Raw genomic sequence first — 1,399 nt, 5'->3', positions numbered from 1 at the left:
TCTCCTTGTTCGTGTCGCAGATCCGCAGGTCGACGCCACAGGCCTGGACCAGTTCGGTCAACTCGCCGAGCTTGGTGTTGGGGTTCTGCATCGCCTGGCCCAGGCGGACCAACTGCTGGCCGAGGGTGGCGAGCGGGGTAGGGCGATACCCTGGCGGTGGCGGAATATCGGAGCCTCTCATCACTGGCATACCTCCCAGATGAACAGGGTCTTGAACGGCTGGAGCGCAGCGCCGGCGGCAACAGTGGCCAGGCCAAATAGCGCGACGAGTGCGATAGCGGTCAGTGCTTTTCTCATGCATCACCAAGTAGGAATCGCATCGCCGCGTAGGTTTCGGGGGCTCCGCTGCTGCGTTGCCAGTCCAGCCCAGCTTCTTGCAGGAAAAGGTTGGTGAGCTTTCCCCAACTGCTCGCCAGTGCGGCCCACTCCTGGCTGTGCTGGGCCATCTCGCGGATGCGTGGCGCCCATTCAGGGATCAAGTTCAGCAGAAGCAGGCAGCGATTCAGGTCGTCCGGGTCATGGGGATAGGCCGCGTGGTGGCGTTCCATGGGCAGACCGAGCATGTGATCGTGGATGGCCCGCGAAGACGCTCCCACTTGACCGTCACTCAGCCATCTGGCGGCCCGCTCCTCGATGGTGCTGCCGGTACCGGGCATGCTGGTGTCATAGCCCAGCGGGCAGCCGGCGTTATCCAGGGCTTTGACGCAGGCATCATCGAAACTTGCCAGGTCAACCCGACCCTGAATCAGGTCGTTCATCACCGGGGTGATAGCGTCGAGTTGGCGCTGGTTGAGGGCATGGCCCTTGAGGGTGATGCTCATGCGTCACCGCCTTCCGGCGGCTTCGCCATGGCAGCATCGATGGCCTCGTCCAGATCAGCCTCTGCCAGGAGGTTGCCGTCCTTGCCCCGCGGGAACAGGTTGACGACGCTCTTGTCCATGCGGTTGACCTCGCGGGCCAGGTCCGATGCGTAGAGAGCCGTGTTGCGCAGCCACAGGTAGCGCTTGGCGTTCTCGGCCTGCACTTCCCGCTCCAGCATCTGGTCCATCTCGACGCAGTCCTGGCACTGGCCATGCTGGCGAATGAAGGCCGCTTCGACGCTGTCCCCGGCGAACCAGTGGTTGCAGCGGCAGAAGGCCGGATCGACTGGTTGTTGCTGGCGCTTCATCTCGGTGACCACCACCTCGACGGCCTCGATCACCGGCACGCTGACATAGCCGTCCTCGATTGCCACTCGATCAAGCCAGCGTTCCAGGGTTCGAAGGCTTTCGCCAAGGGAGTCATCACCCGGCCTCGGCGCGGGGCCAGGGGGCTCGCCGGTATTACCTGGTCCGGAAACAGGTTCGCCGCCAGGGTTGCCCGGCTCCGTACTCACCCCAGCCCCGCTCAGCGCCGCCAG

3 protein-coding genes are annotated in these 1,399 nt (G+C 64.3%); all 3 read right to left on the bottom strand.

All coding sequences use genetic code 11. The features are described from left to right. Positions 1 to 181, bottom strand: a 181-nt coding sequence (locus HMPREF2581_RS11645) for a hypothetical protein (protein ID WP_034072720.1), incomplete at its 3' end; no start/stop codon positions are given. Between the two features lie 112 nt (positions 182 to 293). Beyond that, complete coding sequence (locus tag HMPREF2581_RS31955; RefSeq protein ID WP_023099129.1) at positions 294 to 821, bottom strand: hypothetical protein; 528 nt, start codon at positions 819 to 821, stop codon at positions 294 to 296. Next, positions 818 to 1,399, bottom strand: a 582-nt coding sequence (locus HMPREF2581_RS31950) for a hypothetical protein (protein ID WP_218189482.1), incomplete at its 5' end; no start/stop codon positions are given. The genes HMPREF2581_RS31955 and HMPREF2581_RS31950, both read right to left, overlap by 4 nt.

The organism is Pseudomonas sp. HMSC057H01 (genome assembly GCF_001836405.1).
Taxonomy (GTDB): Bacteria; Pseudomonadota; Gammaproteobacteria; order Pseudomonadales; family Pseudomonadaceae; genus Pseudomonas; species Pseudomonas aeruginosa.
The sequence above is the reverse complement of the archived record's forward strand: the minus strand, read 5'-3'. Positions and strand labels throughout refer to the sequence as shown.

Excerpts from the sequence above, each read along its gene's own strand:
- HMPREF2581_RS31955 (WP_023099129.1), bottom strand. The coding sequence starts at position 821 with ATGAGCATCACCCTCAAGGGCCATGCCCTCAACCAGCGCCAACTCGAC.